Raw genomic sequence first — 15,264 nt, 5'->3', positions numbered from 1 at the left:
CCCCGTGATCACGCTCCTGTACCGCGCTCTGCTGTACCTCGTGTCGGCCGGCCTCGGCCTCATCGCGGCGGACCTGCTCCTCGACGGGTTCCAGATCCAGTGGGACCGCTGGTGGGGCTTCGTGGTGTGCATCGTCGTGTTCGCGGTGCTGCAGACCGTGCTGTCTCCGTGGGTCAGCAAGCTGGCCGATCGCTACGTCCCCGTGCTGATGGGTGGCATCGGCATCGTCTCGACACTGATCGCACTCATGGTCGTGGTGCTGCTGCCGATCGGCGGACTGCGCATCACCGACGTCACCGGCTGGGTGCTCGGCTCCGTGATCGTCTGGCTCGTCACGGCCCTGGGCAGCGTGCTGCTCCCGCTGCTCTTCCTGCGACGCCGCGTCCAGGCGCGCCGCGGCGAGGGGCGCGGGCGGCGCGGCGACCGTCAGATGGAGTAGTCCGGGGCGGTCAGCAGGGCTCTGGTGTCTTCGCCCGCGGTGCGCTGACGCGGTTTCGCGGGCACGCCGACCAGCACGCTGTCCGCCGGGGCGTCCTTCGTGACCACGGCGTTCGCGCCGACCACGCACCGGTTGCCCACCGTGACGGGGCCGAGGATCTTCGCCCCCGCACCGACTGCGACGCCGTGGCCGAGTGTGGGGTGCCGTTTGCCGACGTCGCGCGTGCGTCCGCCCAGGGTGACGCCGTGGTACATGAGCACGTCGTCGCCGATCTCGGCGGTCTCACCGATCACGACGCCCATGCCGTGGTCGATGAAGAAGCGGCGGCCGATGCGCGCACCGGGGTGGATCTCGATGCCGGTGAGCCAGCGTGACAGCTGCGACCCGGCGCGGGCCAGCAGCCGGAGGCGTCGTCGCCACAGGGCGTGTGAGATCCGGTGCGCCCAGATGGCGTGCAGACCCGGGTACAGCAGAGCCACCTCGAGCGAGGTGCGGGCGGCGGGGTCGCGGAGGCGTGCGGCGGCGATGTCCTCGCGCATTCGCCCGATCATTCCCATCGGCCGGCTCAGTCTTCGCGCAGGTCCTCGAACAGCGCGGTGGAGAGGTAGCGCTCACCGGTGTCGGGGATCACGACGACGATCGTCTTGCCGGCGTTCTCCGGGCGGGCAGCGACCGTCAGCGCGGCCGATACCGCGGCGCCCGACGACATGCCCACGAGGAGCCCCTCCTTCGCGGCGAGCTCGCGCGCCACCCGCAGCGAGTCCTCGAACTCGGCGGTGATGATCTCGTCGAGCACCTCGCGGTCGAGCACGTCGGGAACGAAGTTCGGGCCGATGCCCTGGATCTTGTGCGGTCCGGGGTGGCCCTCGGTGAGCACGGGGGAGTCCTTGGGCTCCACGGCGATCACCTGCACACCGGGCTTCGCGGCCTTGAGGGCCTGGCCCGTCCCGGTCACGGTGCCGCCCGTGCCGACACCGGCGATGAAGATGTCGACCGCGCCGTCGGTGTCGCGGAGGATCTCCTGCGCTGTGGTCTCGCGGTGGATCTGCGGGTTGGCCGGGTTCTCGAACTGCCGGATCCAGATCGCCCCGGGGGTCTCGTCGACGATGCGCTTGACCTCCTCGATCGCCCCCTTCATGCCCTTCGTGGGGTCGGTGAGCACGATCTCGGCGCCGAACGCCTTGAGCAGTACGCGGCGCTCCTTCGACATCGACGCGGGCATGGTGAGGATCACGCGGTAGCCGCGCGCCGCGCCGACCATGGCCAGGGCGATGCCGGTGTTGCCGCTGGTGGACTCCACGATCGTGCCGCCCGGCTGCAGCTCGCCGGAGGCCTCGGCCGCGTTGATCATCGCGATGCCGATGCGGTCCTTCACGCTGGAGGCCGGGTTGTAGAACTCGAGCTTGGCGAGCACGGTGGCCCCGAGCCCCTCGGTCACCCGGTTCAGGCGGACGAGCGGGGTGTTGCCGAAAGCGGTGGTGATGTCGGAGTGGATGCCGGGCATGGGGTGAGGCCTTCCTTCACGGGTCGCTGCGGTCCAGCCTAGGGGAGGGGTCTGTGGGGCAGGGCAATGTGACGGGGTGCGGGCGCTCTACGCTGGATCCATGCCCGACTCCTCTCTCGCCGCCGTCGTGCGCGCCGCCGCGCAGCGCCTCGCGGACGCCGGCGTGCCCGACCCGCTCGTGGATGCGGAGCTCCTGGCCGCGCACGTGCTCGACCGGCGCCGCGGGGAGGTGCAGGCGGCGATCGTGCGGGGCGACCGTATCGATGAGGAGCAGCAGGCCGCGCTGACCCGGCTGGTGTCGCGTCGCGCCGAGCGGGAGCCGTTGCAGCACCTCACGGGCGTCGCGCCGTTCCGTCACCTGGAGCTCGCGGTCGGCCCCGGGGTGTTCGTCCCGCGGCCCGAGACCGAGACCGTGGCTCAGTTCGCGATCGATGCGCTGCTGAACTCCGGTGAGGCCGCACCGATCGCCGTCGACCTCGGCACCGGCAGTGGGGCGATCGCGCTGGCGATGGCGACCGAGGTGCCGCACGCGCGGGTGTTCGCGGCCGAGCTGTCCGAGGAGGCCCATGCGTGGGCGGCGCGCAACGTCGCCGGAGTGGAGAACCTCACGCTCGTGCTGTCCGATCTGGCCGACGCGTTCCCCGAGCTCGACGGCACCGCGAGCGTCGTGATCTCGAATCCGCCGTACGTGCCGGATGCGGCGGTGCCGCGCGATCCGGAGGTGCGCCTGTTCGATCCGGCGCTCGCGCTGTACGGCGGCGCCGACGGACTCGATGTCGTCCGGGTGCTGAGCGGGCGGGCCCTGCGACTGCTCCGCCCCGGCGGGCTGCTGGTGATCGAGCACGGGGAGCTGCAGGGCGCCGCGATCCGCGACCTGCTCGCCGCGGACGGCTGGCGGGCGACGGCGACGCACCGCGACTTGACGTTGCGTGACCGTGCGACCACCGCGATCCGTCCCTGATCAGGGGTCTCCGAGCATCTCCGACGTTCGTCCCGGATAGAATCGAGCCGTCATGTCCCCCATCTTCGACTGCCGCGACGAGGCGCAGCTGCTCGCCGGAATGCGCAATGCGCGCCAGGCGATCGGCCGCGGCGACCTCATCGTCATCCCCACCGACACCGTCTACGGCGTCGCCGCCGACGCGTTCTCGCCGACCGCGGTGCAGCGTCTGCTCGATGCGAAGGGCCGCGGGCGCAACCAGCCGCCCCCCGTGCTGATCGGCAGCAAGGAGACGCTGACGGCCCTGGCCGAGTCGGTGCCGGAGCCCGTCCAGCGCCTCGTCGACGCGTTCTGGCCCGGCGGGCTCACGATCGTTCTTCCCGCGCAGCCCTCCCTCGTGTGGGACCTGGGCGAGACGCAGGGGACCGTCGCGGTGCGCATGCCCGAGGGCCGCGTGGTGCTCGAGCTGCTGGCCGAGACCGGCCCGCTCGCGGTGTCCAGCGCGAACCTCACGGGCCGCGATGCGGCGATCTCGGCGCTCGATGCGGAGAAGATGCTCGGCGACAGCGTGGCGGTCTACCTCGCCGACGGCATGAGCAAGAACGGCATCGCCTCCACGATCGTCGACGCGACCTCGCTCGTGCGTCGCGGTGCGGACGACGGCGAGGGCGTGGTGCGGATCCTGCGGCACGGCGTGGTGACGCGCGAGCAGCTGCACGAGGTCCTCGGCGACCTGCTGGAGCCCGAGGAGCAGCCGGAGTCCGAGCAGCCGGCGTCGGAGCCGCAGCAGGACGGGGATTCGTGAAGCAGTATCTCTTCACGATCATCGTCACCGCCGCGATCACCTTCGTGCTGACGTGGGCGGTGTGGCGGCTGAGCCTCCGCTTCAAGCTGTACCCCGGCATCCGTGAGCGCGACGTGCACACCACGCCTACGCCGCGGCTGGGCGGTGTCGCGATCTTCCTCGGCATCGTCGCCGCGTTCGCGGTGTCGGCGGCAAATCCGTTCTTCCAGAGCATCTGGACCCCGCCGCAGACCATGTGGGCGATCCTTGCGGCGTCCCTGCTGATCGCGGTGATCGGCGTGGTGGACGACCTGTGGGACCTCGACTGGATGATCAAGCTGGGCGCGCAGTTCCTCGCGGCCGGGATCATCACCGTCGGTGGGGGACTGCAGATCCTGTCGTTGCCCTTCGGCGACCTGATCGTCGTGTCGAGCTGGCTGAGCATCACCATCACGATGTTCGCGATCGTGATCGTGATGAACGCGGTGAACTTCATCGACGGCCTCGACGGCCTGGTCGCGGGCGTGTGCCTGATCTCGAACGGCGTGTTCTTCGCCTACTCCTACATCTTCACGCGCGACTCCGGCGCGTCCAGCTACTTCAACCTCTCCACGTTCCTCGCGGCCGTGCTGATCGGCGCATGCCTGGGCTTCCTGCCCCTGAACTGGAGCCCGGCCAAGCTGTTCATGGGCGACTCCGGCGCTCTGGTGCTGGGACTGCTCATGGCGACCTCCGCGATCGCGATCACGGGCCAGATGGACCCGTCGGCGCTGGAGCCCGACCGCCTCGGTCGCTCGCAGCTGGTGGGTGCCTTCCTGCCGATCCTGCTGCCGCTGCTGGTGGTCCTGCTGCCACTGCTCGACTTCGGGCTCGCGGTGCTGCGCCGGATGAGCGCCGGCCGCTCGCCGTTCTCGCCCGACCGCAAGCATCTGCACCATCGGATGCTCGACCTCGGTCACCGCGACCGCGACGCCGTGCTCATCTTCTACGCGTGGACGGCCGTGATCTCGCTCGCCGTCCTGCTCATGTACGTCGGTGCGCGGGAGGACTGGCCGGGCCAGTACCTCCCTGGTGTCGGCTTCGGCGTGGTGGGCATCGCCGCCTGCCTCGTGATCACCCTCAGTCCTTCCCGCCGCCGCAAGACGCCGGCGGCCGCTGAACCCGACCCGACCCCCGTGGAGCCCCGATGAGCCCGAGTCCCGTTTCCAGCACCCCGATCCTGCGTCGCACCCTGATGTGGTCGGCGGTGGCGACCGTCGTGCTGGCGCTGGTCGCCGGCGGCATCGGCTTCGCGGTGGCCCAGGGGGAGGGGCTGATCAGCGGCCTGCTCGGCGTGCTGCTCGCGGCGCTCTTCCTCGCCATCACGGGCATCAGCATCTTGGTGGCGAACCGCTGGTACGGCGATCCGCTGTACGTCCAGTTGTTCTTCGCGATCGTGCTGGGCGGCTGGCTGCTCAAGCTGGGTGTGTTCGTGCTGGTGATGATCCTGCTGTCGGGACAGCCGTGGCTCGACCCGATGGTGTTCTTCCTCTCGATCGTCGCCGGTGTGGTGATGTCGCTGGTGATCGACGTGGTCGTGCTCACCCAGATGCGTCTGCCGAGCGTGAGCGATACCACCCTCCCGACCGAGGTGCCCGAGGACCGTGCTCCCGGCGCCGCGAACGGCGGTTCCGCGGGTCCCGCGGACGACGCCCCGCGGTCTTAGGGCACCCTTGGATTCTGATAGGGTTGAGGAGTGCCCGCCGCTCGCCCGCGAGCGCTTGCGCTTGAAGCACACCGACCATCGTCGCCCCGGTTCTGACCGGTGCCCCGAAGCTGGAGCCCGCGCTGTTTAATCTTGCTGCGACCCTGACCCCCCGACTCGCGTCCTCGGACGGCGAGTTCCACGGCCCTTCGATCGATGAGTTCTTCCCGGAGATCCTCTTCCACGTCGGTCCCATCCCGGTGAACCGGATCCACCTGATCCAGCTGCTCTCGGTGATCGCCGTGGTCCTGATCCTCTGGCTGGGCACGCGCCGCATGAAGGTCGTGCCGGGGCGGTTCCAGAGCCTGGTCGAGATGGGCCTCGGCTTCGTCCGCGGCGGCATCGCGCACGACCTGCTCGGCCGCAAGGACGGCGATCGGTTCCTGCCGATCCTCACCACGATCTTCTTCATGGTGCTGTTCATGAACATCACGGGCATCATCCCGTTCCTGAACATGCCGGGCACCGCGATCATCGCCGTGCCGCTCACACTCGCTCTGGTCAGCTACGTCACCTTCATCTACGCCGGTATCAAGAAGAGCCCGAAGAACTTCTTCAAGAACGCGCTCTTCCCGTCGGGCGTGCCGTGGCCGGTCTACTTCATCGTCACGCCGATCGAGCTCATCTCGACGTTCATCATCCGCCCGGTGACCCTCACCCTGCGACTGCTGATGAACCTGGTCGTCGGCCACATGATCCTGGTGCTGTGCTTCGCAGCCACCCAGTTCTTCTTCTTCACCGCGGGCGGCGGCTGGGCTGCCCTCGGTATCGGAACCCTCGCCTTCGGCGGCGCCTTCACTCTCTTCGAGATCCTGGTGGCCGTCCTGCAGGCCTACGTCTTCACCGTCCTCACCGCGGTCTACATCCAGCTCGCGGTCGCAGAAGAGCACTGAGCGGGCGGGCAACAGCCCTCCCACCCAACGAAAGGAAAAACCCGTGGACGCAACTACGGTTCTCGCTGAAATCAACGGCCACCTCGCGGCGGTCGGCTACGGCCTCGCGGCCATCGGCCCGGCCATCGGTGTGGGCATCGTCGTCGGCAAGACCATCGAGGGCGTCGCCCGTCAGCCCGAGCTGGCCGGTCGCCTGCAGGTCCTCATGTGGATCGGTATCGCCTTCACCGAGGCGCTTGCGTTCGTCGGCATCGCCGTCGGATTCATCCCCTTCCCCGCGTAATTCCCACCGACTTCTGAAGGAGACAGGATGCTGAACGCTCTTGTCACGAACCTCGCGGCTGAGGGTGAGGCGGCGAACAACCCGCTGATCCCCGCGTGGTACGACATCATCTGGTCGGGCTTCTGGTTCATCATCATCCTCGTCGTGGTGTGGAAGGTCGCCCTTCCCCGTCTGACGAAGATGCTCGACGAGCGGTCCGCCGCCATCGAGGGCAACATCGCCAAGGCCGATGAGGCGCAGAAGCAGGCGGAGGCCGCCCTCGAGGAGTACACCCGGCAGCTCGCCGAGGCGCGCACCGAGGCCGGGGAGATCCGCGAGGCCGCCCGTGAGGACGGCAAGAAGATCATCGCCGAGGCGAAGGAGACCGCGGCCAGCGAGGCCGCGCGGATCACCGCCACCGCGCACACGCAGATCGAGGCCGAGCGCCAGACGGCTCTCGTCTCGCTGCGCAGCGAGGTCGGTTCGCTCGCTCTCGACCTCGCCGGTGGCGTGGTCGGCGAGACGCTCTCCGACGACGCCCGCGCGTCCGCAGTGGTCGACCGCTTCCTCGCCGATCTCGAAGCATCCGAGAAGGCGGCTCAGTAATGGGCAGCGCGACCGCTCAGGCACTCGCGGCATCCACTCAGGCGCTTGCCGCAGCGAAGGACGTCACCCTCGACACCGCGCGGGAGCTGTTCGTCGCCGCGCGCACCGTGGGCGATTCGTCTCAGCTGAGCGGCGCGCTCGCCGACCCGTCGGCGTCCGTGGAGTCGCGACAGAACGTCGTCTCCGCGGTGTTCGGCGGGCTCTCGGCCGCGTCTCAGAGCGTTCTGAGCGCAGCCGTGGGGCAGCGCTGGTCGAACGCCGACGAGCTCGTCGACGGCATCGAGGAGCTCGCGATCCGGTCCGCCGCGATCGCCGAGCCCGGTGTCGACATCGAGGGTGAGCTCTTCGGCTTCGCCCGGATCGTCGCCGCGAACCCGGAGCTGGAACTCGCTCTGGGCAGCCGCCTCGGGGGAGAGGACGCGAAGGGGGAGCTCGTCGAGCGCCTTCTCGCGGGTTCCTCCGCCGGTGCGGCCACCACGCTGATCGTCTCGTCCCTCGTGCGCCGCCCGCGCGAGCGGCGTGTCCGCCAGCTCCTGAGCAGGGCCATCAGCTTCGTGTCCGCCCAGCGCGGTCTCGTCGTGGCCACGGTCTACACCGCAACCCCGCTCAGCGATGCACAGCGCACCCGTCTGAGCGACGCGCTCTCGCGTCGCTACGACGGCGAGGTCTCGCTCAACGTCGTCATCGATCCCGCTGTCGTCGGAGGTCTGCGCGTGCAGATCGCCGATGACGTCATCGACGGCAGCATCTCCGCACGACTCGCCGACCTTCGCCAGAAGCTCGCGGGCTAACACGACTTCGCGCGGGGAACCGCGCACCCAGATACAAAGGGAAGACAATGGCAGAACTATCGATCAGCCCCGACGTCATCCGTGACGCGCTGAAGGACTTCGCCGCCGCATACGAGCCCACCGGCGCCGCCGCGACCGAGGTCGGCACCGTCATCGACGCCGCCGACGGCATCGCGCACGTCGAGGGTCTCCCGGGCGTCATGGCGAACGAGCTCGTCACGTTCGCGGACGGCACGAAGGGCCTGGCCCTGAACCTCGACGAGCACGAGATCGGCGTGGTCGTCCTCGGCGACTTCACCGGCATCGAGGCCGGGCAGGAAGTCACCCGCACGGGTGAGGTCCTCTCCGTCCCCGTCGGCGACGGCTACCTCGGCCGCGTGGTCGACCCGCTCGGCAACCCGATCGACGGCCTCGGCGCGATCGCCACCGAGGGTGTGCGCGAGCTGGAGCTGCAGGCGCCCGGCGTCATGCAGCGCAAGTCGGTGCACGAGCCGATGCAGACGGGCATCAAGGCCATCGATGCCATGATCCCGGTCGGCCGTGGTCAGCGTCAGCTCATCATCGGCGACCGCCAGACCGGTAAGACGGCCATTGCGATCGACACGATCATCAACCAGAAGGCCAACTGGGAGTCGGGCGACGTCAACAAGCAGGTCCGCTGCATCTACGTCGCGATCGGCCAGAAGGGCTCGACCATCGCCTCGGTCAAGGGCGCGCTCGAGGAGGCCGGTGCGCTGGAGTACACCACGATCGTGGCCGCTCCCGCATCCGACCCCGCCGGCTTCAAGTACCTGGCTCCGTACACCGGCTCGGCCATCGGCCAGCACTGGATGTACGGCGGCAAGCACGTCCTGATCATCTTCGACGACCTGTCGAAGCAGGCCGAGGCCTACCGCGCCGTGTCGCTGCTGCTCCGCCGCCCGCCGGGCCGTGAGGCTTACCCGGGCGACGTCTTCTACCTGCACTCGCGTCTGCTCGAGCGGTGCGCGAAGCTGTCCGACGAGCTCGGTGCGGGTTCGATGACGGGTCTGCCGATCATCGAGACCAAGGCCAACGACGTCTCGGCGTACATCCCGACCAACGTGATCTCGATCACCGACGGCCAGATCTTCCTCCAGTCCGACCTCTTCAACGCCAACCAGCGTCCGGCGGTCGACGTGGGTATCTCGGTCTCGCGTGTCGGTGGTGACGCCCAGGTCAAGTCGATCAAGAAGGTCTCGGGAACGTTGAAGCTCGAGCTGGCGCAGTACCGCTCGCTCGAGGCGTTCGCGATGTTCGCCTCCGACCTCGACGCGGCCTCGCGCCGTCAGCTGTCTCGCGGTGCCCGCCTGACCGAGCTGCTCAAGCAGCCGCAGTACTCGCCGTACCCCGTGGAGGAGCAGGTCGTCTCGATCTGGGCCGGCACGAACGGCAAGCTCGACACGATCGAGGTCGAGGACGTGCTGCGCTTCGAGCGTGAGCTGCTCGACTACCTGCGTCGCAACACGAAGGTGCTCGACACGCTGCGCGAGACGAACGTTCTGGACGACGACACGGTCGCCGAGCTGAACACGCAGACCGACAACTTCCTCCTGGAGTTCCAGGGCGGCAAGGGTCACGCCATCGGCGCCCCTGGCCACGAGGAGCACGCTGCGGCCGAGGCCGAGGACGTCAACCAGGAGAAGATCGTCAAGGGTCGTCGCGCGTAATCGCGTGAGGTACTGATTCATGGGCGCTCAACTCAGGGTCTACAAGCAGAAGATCTCTTCTGCTCAGACGACCAAGAAGATCACGAAGGCGATGGAACTCATCGCGGCTTCGCGCATCCAGAAGGCGATGGCACGCGTCAAGGCGTCCACCCCCTTCGCGCGGGCCGTGACGAGGGCCGTGTCGGCCGTCGCGACGCACTCGAACGTCGACCACCCGCTCACCCGTGAGCCCGAGAACATCCGCCGCTCCGCGGTCGTGATCTTCTCGTCGGACCGCGGTCTCGCCGGTGCCTTCAACTCGCAGATCCTCCGTGAGGGTCTCGAGGTGGCGGAGCTGCTGCGCGAGCAGGGCAAGGAGCCGGTGTTCTACCTCATCGGTCGCAAGGCGGTGGGCTACTTCCAGTTCCGTCGCATCGAGGCGGCCGCGGAGTGGACCGGGGACACCGACACCCCGTCCTTCCACACCGCGGAGGAGATCTCGCAGACGCTTCTCGAGGCCTTCAACCGTGGGGGCGAAGACGGCGGGGTCGATGAGATCCACCTCGTGTACAACCGCTTCGTCAGCATGATGACGCAGACGCCGGAGTCCGTACGTCTGCTTCCGTTGGAGATCGCGGAGGCCGACGACTCGGAAGCGGGTAACACCGTCTACCCGCTGTACGAGTTCGAGCCCGACGCCGAGACGGTGCTCGACGCGATCCTGCCGGTGTACATCCAGAGCCGCGTCTTCAACGCCCTCCTGCAGTCGTCTGCCGCCAAGCAGGCTGCCACGCAGAAGGCGATGAAGTCCGCCAGCGACAACGCCGACAAGCTCATCACCGACTACACCCGCCTGCGCAACAACGCGCGTCAGGCCGAGATCACCCAGCAGATCGCCGAGATCGTCGGTGGCGCCGACGCTCTCGCATCGAGCTGACAGACCCTCAGGAAAGAGACGAAGAAATGACCACCACTGCCACGGCTGAGCAGCCGGCGACCGCGGTCGTCGGGCGCGTCGCCCGCGTCAACGGTCCGGTTGTCGACATCGAGTTCCCGCACGACTCGATCCCCGACATCTACAACGCGCTGAAGACCACGATCGTCATCGGCGAGGAGTCGACCGAGATCACTCTCGAGGTCGCACAGCACCTCGGTGACGACCTGGTTCGTGCCATCGCCCTCAAGCCGACCGACGGCATCGTCCGCGGTCAGGAGGTGCGCGACACCGGTGAGGCCATCTCGGTCCCGGTCGGCGACATCACCAAGGGCAAGGTCTTCAATGTGATCGGCGAGGTCCTCAACGGCGAGCCCGGTGAGACGCTCGAGGTCACGGAGCGCTGGCCCATCCACCGCAAGGCTCCGAACTTCGACCAGCTCGAGTCGAAGACCACGATGTTCGAGACGGGCATCAAGTCGATCGACCTCCTCACCCCGTACGTGCAGGGTGGAAAGATCGGTCTGTTCGGTGGCGCCGGTGTCGGCAAGACCGTCCTCATCCAGGAGATGATCCAGCGCGTCGCGCAGGACCACGGTGGTGTGTCCGTGTTCGCCGGTGTCGGTGAGCGTACGCGTGAGGGCAACGACCTCATCCACGAGATGGAAGAGGCGGGCGTCTTCGACAAGACCGCGCTCGTCTTCGGCCAGATGGACGAGCCGCCGGGGACGCGTCTGCGCGTCGCGCTGTCGGCTCTGACGATGGCGGAGTACTTCCGTGACGTGCAGAAGCAGGACGTGCTGCTCTTCATCGACAACATCTTCCGCTTCACGCAGGCCGGTTCCGAGGTGTCCACGCTGCTGGGCCGCATGCCCTCCGCCGTGGGTTACCAGCCGAACCTCGCCGATGAGATGGGTCTCCTCCAGGAGCGCATCACCTCGACGCGCGGTCACTCGATCACCTCGCTGCAGGCGATCTACGTGCCGGCCGACGACTACACCGACCCGGCTCCGGCCACGACCTTCGCGCACCTCGACGCGACGACCGAGCTCTCGCGTGAGATCGCATCGAAGGGTCTGTACCCGGCCATCGACCCGCTGACCTCGACGTCGCGCATCATGGACCCCCGCTACCTGGGCGAGGACCACTACCGCGTGGCCACCACGGTCAAGCAGATCCTCCAGAAGAACAAGGAGCTGCAGGAGATCATCGCGATCCTCGGTGTCGACGAGCTCTCCGAGGAAGACAAGATCGTCGTGTCGCGTGCGCGTCGTATCCAGCAGTTCCTCTCGCAGAACACCTACATGGCGAAGAAGTTCACGGGTGTCGAGGGTTCGACGGTTCCGCTCAAGGAGACCATCGAGTCGTTCGACGCCATCACGCGCGGTGACTTCGACCACGTCGCCGAGCAGGCCTTCTTCAACGTCGGTGGCATCTCCGACGTCGAGGAGCGCTGGGCGCAGATCCAGAAGGAGAACGCCTGATCATGGCGCTCAACGTCAGCCTCGTCTCCGCGGATGCGGAGGTCTGGACGGGAGAGGCGAGCCTGGTGGTCGCCAAGACCGTCGAGGGCGAGATCGGCTTCATGTCCGGTCACGAGCCGGTGCTGGCCATCCTCGCCGAGGGCCAGGTCCGGATCACCCAGACGGATGGCGCCAAGGTGCTCGCGAACGCGCAGGACGGATTCCTCTCCATGGAGGGCGATGTCCTGACGATCGTGGCGGGCAACGCGGCTCTCATCGCCTGACAGTCCTGAACATCGCGTCCGCCTCGGCACCCACGGGTGTCGGGGCGGACGCGTCTCTGCGTTACGAGGTGCCATGAAGATCCTGCTTCCCCCGTCCGAGACGAAGCGCCCCGGCGGTGCGGGCGCGCCGTTGAACCTCTCCGGGCTGGCGCTGCCGGCACTCGTCGAGCACCGTGCGCAGGTCGTCGAGGCGCTGATCCAGCTGTCGGCAGACGAGGAGGCCGCCCGACGCGTGCTGAAACTGAGCGCCCGTCAGCTCGAGGACATCGCGCACAACCGGCAGCTGCGCACGGCCCCGACCATGCCGGCGATCGACCGTTACACCGGGGTGCTGTTCGACGCCCTCGATGGCGCCTCACTGTCGGCGGCGTCGCGCCGGTGGCTGGGGGCGCACGTGTGGATCCACAGTGCTCCGCTCGGCCCGGTCGGCGCGCTCGACCCGATCCCCACCTACCGCCTCGCCGCGAGCACGTCGCTGCCCGGGGTTCCTCCGCTGCGGCGGCACTGGGCGGACGTGACCTCCGCGGCGATCGCTGAGGAGGCGCCGTCGTTCGTGCTGGATCTGCGCAGTGAGGCGTATGTGGGATTGGGTCCTGTGCCCGCGTCGGTGCCCTCGGCCTACGTGCGGGTGGTCACCGAGGAGGGGAGGGCGTTGAACCACTTCAACAAGAAGTCCAAGGGTTTGCTGGTGCGTGCCCTCGCCGAGGATCGACCACGCATCGGCTCTGTGGCGTCCCTGCGCCGCTGGGCCGAGGGACGGAACGTCGTTCTTCGGGCTGCGTCTACAGGGGAGCTGGAGCTCGTCGTCTCGGAGTGAGCCGGGGCCGTGTGACGCGGCGTCCGCGCGGGGCCTGCACGCCGCAGCGCGGACACGCTAGTGTGAGCATCGCATCACCCGAGAACATCAGCATTCTGGAGGGGAACCTTGGACGATTACTACGATTACGGCATCTCAGGCGGCGCACTCGTCGCCCTGACGCTGCTGTACACGATCCTTCCGCTCATCGTGTACGCGATCTACGCCTGGTTCTACATGAAGGTCTTCGAGAAGGCCGGCGTCCAGGGGAAGTGGCGTGCGTGGGTACCGGTCTACAACACCATGATCTTCTACAAGCTCGGTGACCTCAGCCCGTGGCTCGTGCTCTACCTGATCGGTGCTGGCGTGGTCGGGGCGATCATCCCGTTCCTCGGGTGGTTCCTGATCCTGCCGCTCGTCGGTATCGCCGGTCGCGTCCTCGACCTGATCGCCGCGTGGCGTGTCGGACTCAAGCTGCAGAAGGATGCGGTCTGGGTCATCCTGTACTTCTTCCTCCCGCCCGTCTGGCTCGGAATCAACGCGTTCGACAAGTCGCGGTGGAACCCGAACATCCAGCCCGCGTCGTGGGCAGGCAACGGGTTCCTCGGCGACCGCACGGTGTGGGACGGCGTTCCGGTGCAGCCCGCCGCGGCCGCGGCCCCGCAGGGGTATGGCGCGCCGCAGGGGTACGGCCAGCAGCCCCAGGGCTACGCCCCGCCGCAGCCTGGATTCACTGCCCCGCCGGCACCGGGCTACGCGCCTCCGGCCGCGCCGTCCGCCGCCCCGGGGCCCGGCGCTCCCGTGCAGCCCAGCACGCCTCCGGCTCCTCCGGCAGCTCCGCCCGCGACGCCGCCGGCACCGCCGACGGCTCCGCCGGCCGCGCCGCCCGCTCCTCCGACGACCCCGAACGATCCCACGCAGCCCCCTGCGTGACCGTCAGCACGAAACCCCCGGCGCCTCGTCGGGGGTTTCGTGCTGTGGACGGTGTCCCTGACGGGGGTGAGCCCGCTAACGTGGAGGGCATGGTCTCCCCGCAGCGCCTGGTCGGCGCCTCTGTTCCGCTCTGCCCGTCGACGGACTCCGGTGCAAGCGAGGGGACCGAGTTCCACTACGATGTGTGAGTATCCTGCGACCGCCCTTCCTGCCGCAGGTCCATCGGAGGCAGCACGTGGCTGAGACGAAGACGCATACCGTCACGGTTGCGGGACGCCCGTTGCTGCTCTCCTGGGCGGGCGTGACGGATCAGGGCCGTCGCCGTGAGACCAACCAGGACGCCTTCCTGGCCGAGTTCCCCCTGTTCATCGTCGCCGACGGTATGGGCGGCCACGCGGGCGGCGAGATCGCGAGTCGCAGCACCGTGTCGCGGCTCCAGGCGGCCGTGACCGCGGGTGACATCTCGCACCACACGATCGAAGAGGCCCTCGCACGCGCCGTCGACGACATCGCCGAGCACCCGGAGACGACCGACGAGGGCACCGGGACCACACTCACGGGCGTGTACCTCGACGATCGCGCGGGAGAGCCGCAGTGGGTGGCGCTCAACATCGGTGATTCTCGCGTCTACCTTCTCCGTGACGATCGGCTCGTCCAGGTCACCACGGATCACTCGGTGGTCCAGGAGCTGATCGCAGCCGGAAAGCTGAGTCCGGAAGAGGCCGAGGGGCACCCGTATAGCAACGTCATCACGCGCGCTGTCGGAGCCAGTGAGCTCACCGCACCGGACTACGTCACGATCGATGTTCGTGCCGGCGACCGATTCGTGATCTGCTCCGATGGCCTCACCAAGGAACTGACCGATTACGGGATCCAGCACTTCTTGCGAGAGAACGCCGACCCTGCGGCGTGCGTCGACGCGATGCTCACAGCGGCTCTCGACAATGGCGGCCGCGACAACGTCACGCTCATCGTGCTGCAGGTCAGCGATCCCGCCGAGCTCTCCTCCCCAGAGGACGACACCGCCGAGTAGTCGCTCGCCTGTTGTGGAGAGCGGGCGTCCCGCATCGAGGTCCGATGAACTGGGCGCATGGATTCCTCTCCTCTCGTCATTCCCGCGCCCCCTGCGCCTCCTCGCCGGACCTCCATTCCTTACCTCGCGGGGATCGTCCCGATCGGGATGGGGGTCGCGCTGTGGGTCACCACAGGTTCGGTGCAGACCCT

18 protein-coding genes are annotated in these 15,264 nt (G+C 68.3%); 16 read left to right on the top strand and 2 right to left on the bottom strand.

Going from position 1 to position 15,264, the window contains the following annotated elements; genetic code table 11:
- Positions 1 to 4: 4 nt before the first annotated feature.
- Positions 5 to 439: a phage holin family protein gene (locus KE274_RS14045; RefSeq protein WP_211544739.1), complete on the top strand. Its 435-nt coding sequence runs from the start codon at positions 5 to 7 to the stop codon at positions 437 to 439.
- On the opposite strand, the gene epsC is transcribed toward KE274_RS14045, so the two are convergent.
- On the bottom strand, positions 427 to 996 hold the full coding sequence (epsC, locus tag KE274_RS14040) for a serine O-acetyltransferase EpsC (RefSeq protein WP_211544737.1): 570 nt from the start codon (positions 994 to 996) through the stop codon (positions 427 to 429). The genes KE274_RS14045 and epsC overlap by 13 nt on opposite strands.
- Before the next feature lie 8 nt (positions 997 to 1,004).
- The gene (cysK, locus tag KE274_RS14035) at positions 1,005 to 1,943 is read right to left on the bottom strand and encodes a cysteine synthase A (protein ID WP_211544735.1); all 939 of its coding nucleotides are present in this window, start codon (positions 1,941 to 1,943) and stop codon (positions 1,005 to 1,007) included.
- 100 nt (positions 1,944 to 2,043) lie between these two features.
- On the opposite strand from cysK, the gene prmC reads away from it, so the two are divergent.
- From prmC to KE274_RS13960, 15 genes are all read left to right on the top strand, one after another.
- The gene (gene prmC, locus KE274_RS14030) at positions 2,044 to 2,904 is read left to right on the top strand and encodes a peptide chain release factor N(5)-glutamine methyltransferase (protein WP_211544733.1); all 861 of its coding nucleotides are present in this window, start codon (positions 2,044 to 2,046) and stop codon (positions 2,902 to 2,904) included.
- A gap of 52 nt (positions 2,905 to 2,956) precedes the next feature.
- A complete protein-coding gene (locus tag KE274_RS14025; protein ID WP_211544731.1) occupies positions 2,957 to 3,688 on the top strand; it encodes an L-threonylcarbamoyladenylate synthase in 732 nt (243 codons plus the stop codon).
- On the top strand, positions 3,685 to 4,857 hold the full coding sequence (locus KE274_RS14020; protein WP_211544723.1) for an MraY family glycosyltransferase: 1,173 nt from the start codon (positions 3,685 to 3,687) through the stop codon (positions 4,855 to 4,857). The genes KE274_RS14025 and KE274_RS14020 overlap by 4 nt, the downstream gene beginning before the upstream one ends.
- Entirely contained in the window at positions 4,854 to 5,372 is a 519-nt protein-coding gene (locus KE274_RS14015) for a hypothetical protein (protein ID WP_211544722.1), read from the top strand. Before KE274_RS14020 ends, KE274_RS14015 begins: the two co-directional genes overlap by 4 nt.
- 143 nt (positions 5,373 to 5,515) lie before the next feature.
- A complete protein-coding gene (gene atpB, locus KE274_RS14010) occupies positions 5,516 to 6,304 on the top strand; it encodes a F0F1 ATP synthase subunit A (protein WP_211544986.1) in 789 nt (262 codons plus the stop codon).
- Between the two features lie 43 nt (positions 6,305 to 6,347).
- Entirely contained in the window at positions 6,348 to 6,587 is a 240-nt protein-coding gene (atpE, locus tag KE274_RS14005; protein ID WP_101846290.1) for an ATP synthase F0 subunit C, read from the top strand.
- A gap of 27 nt (positions 6,588 to 6,614) precedes the next feature.
- The gene (locus KE274_RS14000; protein ID WP_211544720.1) at positions 6,615 to 7,172 is read left to right on the top strand and encodes a F0F1 ATP synthase subunit B; all 558 of its coding nucleotides are present in this window, start codon (positions 6,615 to 6,617) and stop codon (positions 7,170 to 7,172) included.
- On the top strand, positions 7,172 to 7,963 hold the full coding sequence (locus tag KE274_RS13995; protein WP_211544717.1) for a F0F1 ATP synthase subunit delta: 792 nt from the start codon (positions 7,172 to 7,174) through the stop codon (positions 7,961 to 7,963). The genes KE274_RS14000 and KE274_RS13995 overlap by 1 nt, the downstream gene beginning before the upstream one ends.
- Positions 7,964 to 8,010: 47 nt before the next feature.
- On the top strand, positions 8,011 to 9,651 hold the full coding sequence (atpA, locus tag KE274_RS13990; protein ID WP_211544715.1) for a F0F1 ATP synthase subunit alpha: 1,641 nt from the start codon (positions 8,011 to 8,013) through the stop codon (positions 9,649 to 9,651).
- A 19-nt stretch (positions 9,652 to 9,670) separates the two neighbouring features.
- On the top strand, positions 9,671 to 10,567 hold the full coding sequence (locus tag KE274_RS13985; RefSeq protein WP_211544714.1) for a F0F1 ATP synthase subunit gamma: 897 nt from the start codon (positions 9,671 to 9,673) through the stop codon (positions 10,565 to 10,567).
- Between the two features lie 26 nt (positions 10,568 to 10,593).
- Positions 10,594 to 12,048 carry a F0F1 ATP synthase subunit beta gene (atpD, locus tag KE274_RS13980; protein ID WP_211544713.1) on the top strand — a complete coding sequence of 485 codons (1,455 nt, stop codon included), beginning with the start codon at positions 10,594 to 10,596 and terminating at the stop codon, positions 12,046 to 12,048.
- 2 nt (positions 12,049 to 12,050) lie between these two features.
- Positions 12,051 to 12,311, top strand: coding sequence for a F0F1 ATP synthase subunit epsilon (locus KE274_RS13975; protein ID WP_136029295.1), 261 nt, complete (start codon positions 12,051 to 12,053; stop codon positions 12,309 to 12,311).
- A 73-nt stretch (positions 12,312 to 12,384) separates the two neighbouring features.
- Positions 12,385 to 13,128 carry a YaaA family protein gene (locus KE274_RS13970; protein WP_211544712.1) on the top strand — a complete coding sequence of 248 codons (744 nt, stop codon included), beginning with the start codon at positions 12,385 to 12,387 and terminating at the stop codon, positions 13,126 to 13,128.
- A 108-nt stretch (positions 13,129 to 13,236) separates the two neighbouring features.
- The gene (locus KE274_RS13965) at positions 13,237 to 14,040 is read left to right on the top strand and encodes a DUF5684 domain-containing protein (protein WP_211544711.1); all 804 of its coding nucleotides are present in this window, start codon (positions 13,237 to 13,239) and stop codon (positions 14,038 to 14,040) included.
- 235 nt (positions 14,041 to 14,275) lie between these two features.
- Positions 14,276 to 15,073, top strand: a complete 798-nt coding sequence (locus KE274_RS13960) for a PP2C family protein-serine/threonine phosphatase (protein ID WP_211544710.1) — start codon at positions 14,276 to 14,278, stop codon at positions 15,071 to 15,073.
- Positions 15,074 to 15,264 lie beyond the last annotated feature (191 nt).

This window comes from Microbacterium paraoxydans, assembly GCF_018224615.1.
In the GTDB taxonomy this organism is placed as follows: domain Bacteria; phylum Actinomycetota; class Actinomycetes; order Actinomycetales; family Microbacteriaceae; genus Microbacterium; species Microbacterium paraoxydans_B.
Note: the sequence above shows the minus strand (reverse complement) of the source record. Positions and strands in the feature narration are given on the sequence as shown.

Coding starts and splice junctions, on each gene's coding strand:
- KE274_RS13995 (WP_211544717.1), top strand. CDS start 7,172: ATGGGCAGCGCGACCGCTCAGGCACTCGCGGCATCCACTCAGGCGCTT.
- atpA (WP_211544715.1), top strand. CDS start 8,011: ATGGCAGAACTATCGATCAGCCCCGACGTCATCCGTGACGCGCTGAAG.
- KE274_RS13985 (WP_211544714.1), top strand. CDS start 9,671: ATGGGCGCTCAACTCAGGGTCTACAAGCAGAAGATCTCTTCTGCTCAG.
- atpD (WP_211544713.1), top strand. CDS start 10,594: ATGACCACCACTGCCACGGCTGAGCAGCCGGCGACCGCGGTCGTCGGG.
- KE274_RS14025 (WP_211544731.1), top strand. CDS start 2,957: ATGTCCCCCATCTTCGACTGCCGCGACGAGGCGCAGCTGCTCGCCGGA.
- cysK (WP_211544735.1), bottom strand. CDS start 1,943: ATGCCCGGCATCCACTCCGACATCACCACCGCTTTCGGCAACACCCCG.
- KE274_RS14015 (WP_211544722.1), top strand. CDS start 4,854: ATGAGCCCGAGTCCCGTTTCCAGCACCCCGATCCTGCGTCGCACCCTG.
- KE274_RS13975 (WP_136029295.1), top strand. CDS start 12,051: ATGGCGCTCAACGTCAGCCTCGTCTCCGCGGATGCGGAGGTCTGGACG.
- epsC (WP_211544737.1), bottom strand. CDS start 996: ATGGGAATGATCGGGCGAATGCGCGAGGACATCGCCGCCGCACGCCTC.
- KE274_RS14000 (WP_211544720.1), top strand. CDS start 6,615: ATGCTGAACGCTCTTGTCACGAACCTCGCGGCTGAGGGTGAGGCGGCG.
- KE274_RS13970 (WP_211544712.1), top strand. CDS start 12,385: ATGAAGATCCTGCTTCCCCCGTCCGAGACGAAGCGCCCCGGCGGTGCG.
- prmC (WP_211544733.1), top strand. CDS start 2,044: ATGCCCGACTCCTCTCTCGCCGCCGTCGTGCGCGCCGCCGCGCAGCGC.